Here is a 7,502-nt window from a genome sequence, read left to right on the forward strand (position 1 = left end):
GGGCAGGCCGATGCGGCCGTGGATGCGCATCGGGCCGACCTCGGCGGAGACCTCGCGGCTCTGCGCGATGAATTCCTCGTTCAGGACTTCGGCGATCCGCTGCGGCAGCGGCGACGCGCGCCACTGGTCGACCAGCTTGCCCTCGTGCCAGACGGCGAAACCGACGTCGGGGCGGGCGAGGGCGTGGCGCCGCAGCGCTTCCAGGCAGTGCGCCAGCTCGGTGCCCTCGCTCTTGAGGAACTTGCGGCGGGCGGGGGTGTTGAAGAACAGCTCGCGGACCTCGACCGAGGTGCCTCTGGCGCGGGCGGCGGGGCTGAGCTCGCCGGTGCGGGCTTCCAGCCGCCAGGCATGCGGGGCGCCGTGGAAGCGGGAGATGATGGCCAGTTCCGCGATCGAGGACACGGCGGCGAGGGCCTCGCCGCGGAAGCCCATGGTGGCGACGGCCTCGAGGTCGCCGAGGCTGCCGATCTTGCTGGTGGCGTGGCGCTTGATGGCCAGCGGCAGTTCGCTATCGGGGATGCCGTGGCCGTCGTCCTCGACGATCAGGGAGCGGATGCCGCCGGCGATCAGCTTGAGCTGGATCTGGCCGGCGCCGGCGTCCAGCGCGTTGTCAACCAGTTCGCGCACGACGGAGGACGGGCGTTCGACGACCTCGCCGGCGGCGATCTGGGAAATCAGTTCATCGGGGAGTTCGCGGATCGCGCGGCGCGCGCCGGAGACGGCGTGGCCCTGATCGGCCGCGGAGTCCGCCATCGGGGCGAGGGTGTCATCCATGGGGCGCGATTGTAGAAGGCCGTCGATCCGGCCGCCCGGCGGTGAAAGAGTCGCCACGCGCACCAGCAGGCGCCGATGGCGATGAAGGACCTCGTGCAGCCGTGAAACCAGTTGCGCTGTGTGGATTCGGCGAGCGGCAGCGCGATCCAGTACGCCGCAGGCATGCCTTGGGCCAGGAGCAGGTTGACGCTGATATGCAGCAGGATCGGAGCCCACAAGGTTCGTGAGACGAGATACAGGCCGCCCAGCGTCAGGGCGCCGGCGCTGTATCGCAGGAGCGACTCGGGCGCCACGTAGGGCGCCGAGCCGTGGCTCATGACGAAGAGCGCCGCCTGGATCAGCAGCACGGCGACGGCGGGCAGTCCGGCTCTCAGCAGCAAGCCCATCAGCGCGACGCGGAAGATCAACTCCTCGAAGATCGCCAAGCTGGCGATGGCCAGCAGCGAAGCCGCGATCGCGCCGAACCCGCGGCCCTCCATGAGGCTCGCGTCCGCGAGGCTGTCCACCGACGGGAGAAACGCCGCGAACGGCGTGGCGAGGATCAGCGCCACCGCGACGCGGTCCGCCCGATCTGGCGCCGAGGGCGGTCCATAGCCCTGGAGTGGCAAGGACAGACGCCCGCGAAGGAGGAGGTACAGCGGCACCACCATCAGGAGGGGCGACAGGAACTTGACGGCATGGGCAGTATTCGCAGAGTCGAAGTACGACCGCCAGTCCTCGCTGAACGCCGCGAATGCCATCGCCGTCGAGGCGAGCTTGAGATAGGTCCAGATCGAGAGGGCCTTCACGATGGAAAAGAAGCGTCGAGGCAGGGAATTCATTGCGAAGTTCTCAAAGATGAGAAAGGAGACGAGGTGCCCCAGGAAGCCCCTGCGACATCCGTCGATGCCCTTCGGGAACCTCAAAGGCCAGGCCATTCTTCGGACCTGGCTCAGCTGCCGTCGATAGGCACTTCTTCCATCACATCAATGAGCTGGCGGGGCTGACGTCATTGCCTCTGTTCGGTGGGCCACTCAGCAATTCCAAGTCGGGCGATCTCGCGTTTCGTCACCGGTTGTCATGGAACCGCCCGCCATAATCCGCGCCCATGGATCTGATGCACTTCCTCGTCGACTTCATCCTGCATGTCGACAAGCACCTCGCCGAGTTCGTGGCTGCCTATGGCATGTGGGTCTACGCGCTGCTGTTCCTGATCGTCTTCGTGGAGACCGGCCTGGTGGTGATGCCCTTCCTGCCGGGCGATTCGCTGCTGTTCGTGGTCGGTGCGCTGTGCGGCACCGGGATGATGAACCTGCCGCTGGCGATCACCGTCCTGCTGGTGGCCGCGATCCTGGGCGACCAGTGCAACTACACGATCGGGCGCTACTTCGGGCCCAAGGTATTCCAGTGGGAGCAGTCCCGCTTCTTCAACAAGCGCGCCTTCGACGCCGCGCATGAGTTCTACGAGAAGCACGGCGGCGTCACCATCATCCTGGCGCGCTTCATGCCGTTCATCCGCACCTTCGCGCCCTTCGTGGCCGGCGTCGCCGAGATGACCCGCAGCCGCTTCACCGCCTACAACGTCGCCGGTGGCGTCATCTGGGTGGTGGGCCTGACGCTGGCGGGCTACCTCTTCGGCAACATCCCCTTCGTCCAGACCCATCTCTCCAAGATCATCTGGGCCATGATCATCATCCCCGGCCTCATCGCCCTCTACGGCGGATGGAAGGCCTCGCGAGCGAAGTCCACCTCCGCTGCATAACCGCACTTCCCCCAGACAGCGCACAGCTCGACGCACGCAGCGAGCCGCGTCGCGGACAGCGAGCCGTTCGGGGGCGGTGGGGCGTGGGGTTCTGGCCCTTGCGGCCAGGGCCCCACGCCCCAGCGACCAAGCGCTCGACCTCGGCAGTTGGGCGGTCCTCGGCAGGCGGGCGCCCCCCCCAGCCACCCTCCCGGGAAAACACCGACGCACCCCGCGCGCAAACCCCGGGGGTGAGCTTCGTCACGGGAAATTCACGGGGCTATCCTCGCCCGCTGCCTTTCACCGCCGACAAGCCCATGCAACTCAGCACTCTCAGCAAGGCCGCCACCCTGGCCCTGAGCTTGACCGCCGCCATCGCGGCGGCGCCCACGCAGGCCCAGCAGGCCGCGACTGCTTCCGCTTCTTCCGCCGCGAGCGTCGCCGCGCCGGCCCCCCGCCGTGACGATGCTGCTGCGTGAGCCTGCCGTGTCGGCGCGCCACCTGGCCTTCGTCTACGGCGGCGACCTGTGGATCGCCAACCGCGACGGCAGCCAGCCGCGCCGCCTGGCCGGTCATGCCGCGCCGGAGTTTGCGCCGCGCTTCTCGCCCGACGGGCAGTGGATCGCGTTCTCCGCCGGTTACGACGGCAACACCGATGTCTACGTGATCGCCGCCAGCGGCGGTCAGCCGCGGCGCCTGACCTGGCATCCGTCCGCGGACCAGGTGACCGGCTGGAGCGCCGATGGCAGGCGCGTGCTGTTCGCCTCCAACCGCGAGGTGCTGAACACCCGCAGCAAGCAGCTGTTCGAGGTGGCGCTGGAAGGCGGCTTCGAGCAGAAGGTGATGGAGGCTGTCGCCTATGAGGGCGTGTGGTCGCCCGACGGCACGCGCCTGGCCTACCGCCCCAACGGCGCGGCCTACTCGGGCCCGAGCGGCTGGCGCCAGAGCCGCGGCGGCACCACGCCGCCGATCTGGATCCTCGATCCCAAGGGCAAGACCTGGGAGCAGATCCCGCATGTCAACGCGACCGACAGCAATCCGATCTGGATGGGCGACGAGGTCGTCTTCATCTCCGACCGCAACGACGGCGCGGCCAACCTCTTCGCCTTCCACACCAGGACCAAGGCGCTGCGCCAGCTGACGCGGGAAACCGTCTGGGACGTGCGCAGCGCCGATGGCCGCGACGGGCGCATCGTCTACGAGGCCGGCGGGCAGCTCAAGGAGATCGGCCTGGAAGGCGGCACCGCGCGCATCCTGAGCATCGCGTTGAACGAGCCCAGCAACGAGGCCCGCGTGCAGTGGAAGGACGCGGCCCGCACCGTCACCAAGGCGGCGCTGTCGGCCACCGGCAAGCGCGCGGTGATCAGCGCCCGCGGCGAGGTCTTCACCGTGCCGGTGAAGGACGGCGTCGTGCGCAACCTGACGCAGACCTCCGGCGTGCGCGAGAAGGATGCGATCTGGAGCCCCGACGGCCAGCAGGTCGCCTACGTCTCCGACGAGCCCGGCATGCGCCACCAGGTGGTGATCCGCGACCAGCTCGGCGACCAGGCCGCCAACAAGCCCACGCGCAAGATCCTGCTGCCCGAGGTCGGCTACTACACGCTGCTGGACTGGTCGCCCGATGGCGCGCGGCTGGTGCTGCAGGACAACCACCTCAACCTCTACCAGCTGCCGTTGAGCGGCCCGCAGTCGGGCAGGCTCGCGAAGATCGACACCAGCGAGCGTCGCGCCGGCTTCGACGTCAGCTTCTCGCCCGACGGTCGCTACGTGGCCTACACGGTGGTCGGAAAGAACTTCTTCAGCCAGGTCCGCATCGCCGACTTCCAGACTGGCCAGCAGCACACCGTCACCGACGGCTTGAGCCACGCCAACCTGCCGGCGTTCTCGACCAAGGGCGACGTGCTGTTCTTCGCCGCCTCGATCAATTCCGGCCCGGCCCAGGTGGGCCTGGACATGTCGACGCAGGAGCGCTCGCTGCGCATGGGGCTGTACGCGGCGGTGCTGCGCGCCGACGGCAAGTCGCCGCTCGAGCCCAAGGCGGGCGACGAGGAGGGCAAGGACGGCAAGGGCAAGGCGGACGAGACCAAGGACGCAGACAAGGAGGCGGGCAAGTCCGACAAGGGCGAAAAGTCCGACAAGGCTGACAAGGACGCGAAGGCCGACAAGTCCGACAAGAAGGACGACGCCAAGGACGTCAAGCCCAAGGCCAAGCCGGTGCGGATCGACTTCGCCGGCCTGAAGGACCGCATCGTCGGCCTGCCGGTCGCGACGGCCCGCTACGACGACCTGGGCGTGGCCGACGATGGCGCGCTGTTCTACCTGGAGCGCAAGCAGCCCGGCGTGTCGATTGACGCCGAGGGCGGCAACGGCCGCAAGGGCGACCTGTACCGCTTCGATTTCGAGGAGAAGAAGGCCAAGCTGGTGAAGCCGCAGGTCGAGGACTACAGCCTCAGCCCCGATGGCAAGAAGCTCCTGCTGAACCTGGGCGGCGGCCGACTGGAAATCGCCGACGCCCGCGAGAAGGTCGACACCAAGAGCATCGACCTGTCGGGCCTGAAGACGCGCATCGACCCGCGCGCCGAGTGGCGCCAGATCTTCGACGAGACCTGGTGGATGGAGAAGGAGTTCTTCTACGACCCCAAGCTCCACGGCCTGGACTGGCAAGCGTCTATCAGCGCTATGCGCCGCTGGTGGCCGGCGTGCAGCGCCGCGAGGACCTGAACGACCTGCTGGTCGAGATGATCGGCGAGCTGCAGGTGGGCCACAACCGCGTGGGCGGTGGCGACGTGGTGCAGGAGGCGCGCGTCGCGGTGGGCCTGCTGGGCGCGGACTTCAGCTTCGAGAACGGCAAGTACCGCATCAAGAAGATCTTCAAGGGTGACCGCTGGGATCCCTACCTGAAGGCGCCGCTGGCCGCGCCTGGCCTGGGCGTCAAGGAGGGCGACTACCTGCTGGCGGTCAACGGCCAGCCGGTGGACGGCACCCACAACCTGTACCAGCAGCTGGAGAACACGGTCGGCAAGCAGGTGCAGCTGACGGTGTCGGCCAACGCGAACGGGCAGGGCGCGCGGCGCGTGACGGTCGAGCCGATCTCGACCGAGAGCCGCCTGCGCCAGTGGGCCTGGATCGACCACAACCGCGAGGAAGTGGATCGCCTGAGCGGCGGCAAGATCGCCTACGTCTACATGCCGGACACGGCCGGCCCGGGCTTCCAGCACTTCAACCGGATGTTCTTCGCGCAGGTGGACAAGCCGGGCCTGATCGTCGACGACCGCCGCAATGGCGGCGGCCAGGCGGCCAACTACGTGACCGAGCTGCTGAACCGGGCCTACCTGGGCAGCTGGAAGGACCGCGATGGCCTGATCTACGACACGCCCGCGGGCGCGATCTACGGGCCCAAGGCGATGCTGATCGACCAGGACGCGGGCTCCGGCGGCGACTTCATGCCGTATGCGTTCAAGCGCACGGGGCTGGGGCCGCTGATCGGCAAGCGGACCTGGGGCGGGCTGATCGGGATCTCGGCCAATCCGAGCCTGATCGATGGCGGCTTCCTGGTCGTGCCGTTCTTCCGCTTCTTCACGCCGGAAGGCGAATGGCGCATCGAGAACGAAGGCGTCTCGCCCGACATCGATGTGGACCTGGACCCGGTGGCGGTCAATGCCGGCCGTGACGTTCAGCTCGAGGCGGCGGTCGCGAACGTGATGGAGCGCCTGAAGACATGGCAGCCGATCCAGCGCACCGTGGCGCCGCCGATGCCGACGCAGTTGGGCAAGTGAGCGTCGACCACCGCGCGCGGCTCGTCGAGCTCGCGCGCGGCAGCGGCTGGCTCATGGACGCGCTGCGCGCGGTGCGCTCGCTGGGCCTGGCGTCCTGGTGCATCGGTGCCGGCGCGGTTCGCAACCTCGTGTGGGATGCGCTGAGCGGGCATCGGCAGCCCTCGGCCCTGTCCGATGTCGACGTCGCGTTCTTCGATCCCGTGGACCTGCGTGGCGAGCGGGATGCCGAACTCCAGCGCCGGTTGTCTGAACGCCTGCCCGGGCTGCCGTGGGAAGTGACTAACCAGGCCGCGGTGCATCTCTGGTTCGAGTCGTACTTCGGCCACGCCGTGGCGCCGTTGCGCTCGCTCGAGGAAGCCGTCGGCAGCTGGCCCGAGTACGCGACCTCGGTGGCGCTCTGGCTCGACGCGGACGACACGATCCATGTGATCGCGCCCCATGGGCTCGACGACCTCTTCAACATGGTCGTGCGCCGCAACCCGACGCGCGCCAGCGAGCAGAACTTCCGGGACAGGACCGCGGCGAAACGCTACGCCGAGCGCTGGCCCGGCGTGACGATCGTGCCGCTATAGAGCGTCGGCATGTCCCTCGGGCGGCTCGGCGTCACAACGCTCGATGTCTCGCCGCCAGCGGCGGGTTCTTCGCGAAGTAGCGCGCGATGCCGGTGGCCAGCGCCTTGACCAGGTCATCCTGGTAGTCCGGGTCGCGCAGCTTGGCTTCTTCCTCGGGGTTGGAGATGAACGCCGTCTCCACCAGGATCGACGGCACGTCCGGCGCCTTCAGCACCGCGAAGCCGGCCTGCTCCACGCTGCCCTTATGCAGCTTGGCCAGCTTGCCGATCTGTCCCAGCACCTCGCCGCCCAGCTTCAGGCTGTCCTTGATCTGCGCCGAGGTGCTCATGTCGAGCATCGCCCGCAGCACGCCGGCATCCTTCACCGCCTTGCTGTTGACGCCGCCGATGACGTCGGCCGCGTTCTCCTTGTCCGCCATCCAGCGCGCCGCCGTCGAGCTCGCGCCGCTGGTGGACAGCGCGAAGACCGAGGCCCCGCGCGCCTTCGGCGTGATGAAGGCGTCGGCGTGGATGGACACGAACAGGTCGGCCTGCACCCGCCGCGCCTTGCGCACCCGCTCGCCCAGCGGGACGAAGAAGTCCGCATCGCGCGTCATCATCACGCGGATGCGCGGGTTGGCGTTCAGCCGGTCGCGCAGCTTCTTGCCGATCGCCAGCACCA

General features: G+C 68.5%; 7 protein-coding genes and 1 pseudogene. 5 read left to right on the forward strand and 3 right to left on the reverse strand.

Features of this window, described 5'->3' with window-relative positions:
• Both mutL and FUT87_RS21455 read right to left on the reverse strand, forming a co-directional pair.
• Positions 1 to 774, reverse strand: a 774-nt coding sequence (gene mutL, locus FUT87_RS21450; protein WP_186830682.1) for a DNA mismatch repair endonuclease MutL, incomplete at its 3' end; no start/stop codon positions are given.
• Positions 675 to 1,595 carry a CPBP family intramembrane glutamic endopeptidase gene (locus FUT87_RS21455; RefSeq protein ID WP_186830683.1) on the reverse strand — a complete coding sequence of 307 codons (921 nt, stop codon included), beginning with the start codon at positions 1,593 to 1,595 and terminating at the stop codon, positions 675 to 677. The genes FUT87_RS21455 and mutL, both read right to left, overlap by 100 nt.
• 266 nt (positions 1,596 to 1,861) lie before the next feature.
• Between FUT87_RS21455 and FUT87_RS21460 the strand changes: the two genes are divergently transcribed.
• The 5 genes and pseudogenes from FUT87_RS21460 to FUT87_RS21475 all read left to right on the forward strand — a co-directional run bounded on the left by FUT87_RS21460 (position 1,862) and on the right by FUT87_RS21475 (position 6,842).
• On the forward strand, positions 1,862 to 2,515 hold the full coding sequence (locus tag FUT87_RS21460) for a DedA family protein (protein ID WP_147242330.1): 654 nt from the start codon (positions 1,862 to 1,864) through the stop codon (positions 2,513 to 2,515).
• Between the two features lie 296 nt (positions 2,516 to 2,811).
• On the forward strand, positions 2,812 to 2,973 hold the full coding sequence (locus tag FUT87_RS29160) for a hypothetical protein (RefSeq protein WP_186830684.1): 162 nt from the start codon (positions 2,812 to 2,814) through the stop codon (positions 2,971 to 2,973).
• A gap of 2,134 nt (positions 2,974 to 5,107) precedes the next feature.
• Positions 5,108 to 5,181 (forward strand): annotated as a pseudogene (locus tag FUT87_RS31460) (hypothetical protein); the annotation flags it as partial.
• Positions 5,182 to 5,184: 3 nt separating this feature from the next.
• Positions 5,185 to 6,270: a PDZ domain-containing protein gene (locus FUT87_RS31465; protein ID WP_222617239.1), complete on the forward strand. Its 1,086-nt coding sequence runs from the start codon at positions 5,185 to 5,187 to the stop codon at positions 6,268 to 6,270.
• A gap of 53 nt (positions 6,271 to 6,323) precedes the next feature.
• Positions 6,324 to 6,842 (forward strand): nucleotidyltransferase family protein, encoded by a 519-nt coding sequence (locus FUT87_RS21475; RefSeq protein ID WP_147242331.1) that lies wholly within the window; start codon positions 6,324 to 6,326, stop codon positions 6,840 to 6,842.
• Between the two features lie 31 nt (positions 6,843 to 6,873).
• Here the strand turns inward: FUT87_RS21475 and FUT87_RS21480 are convergent.
• A partial coding sequence (locus tag FUT87_RS21480) for an N-acetylmuramoyl-L-alanine amidase (RefSeq protein WP_186830685.1) occupies positions 6,874 to 7,502 on the reverse strand: 629 nt, incomplete at its 5' end.

Source organism: Mitsuaria sp. TWR114, assembly GCF_007997345.1.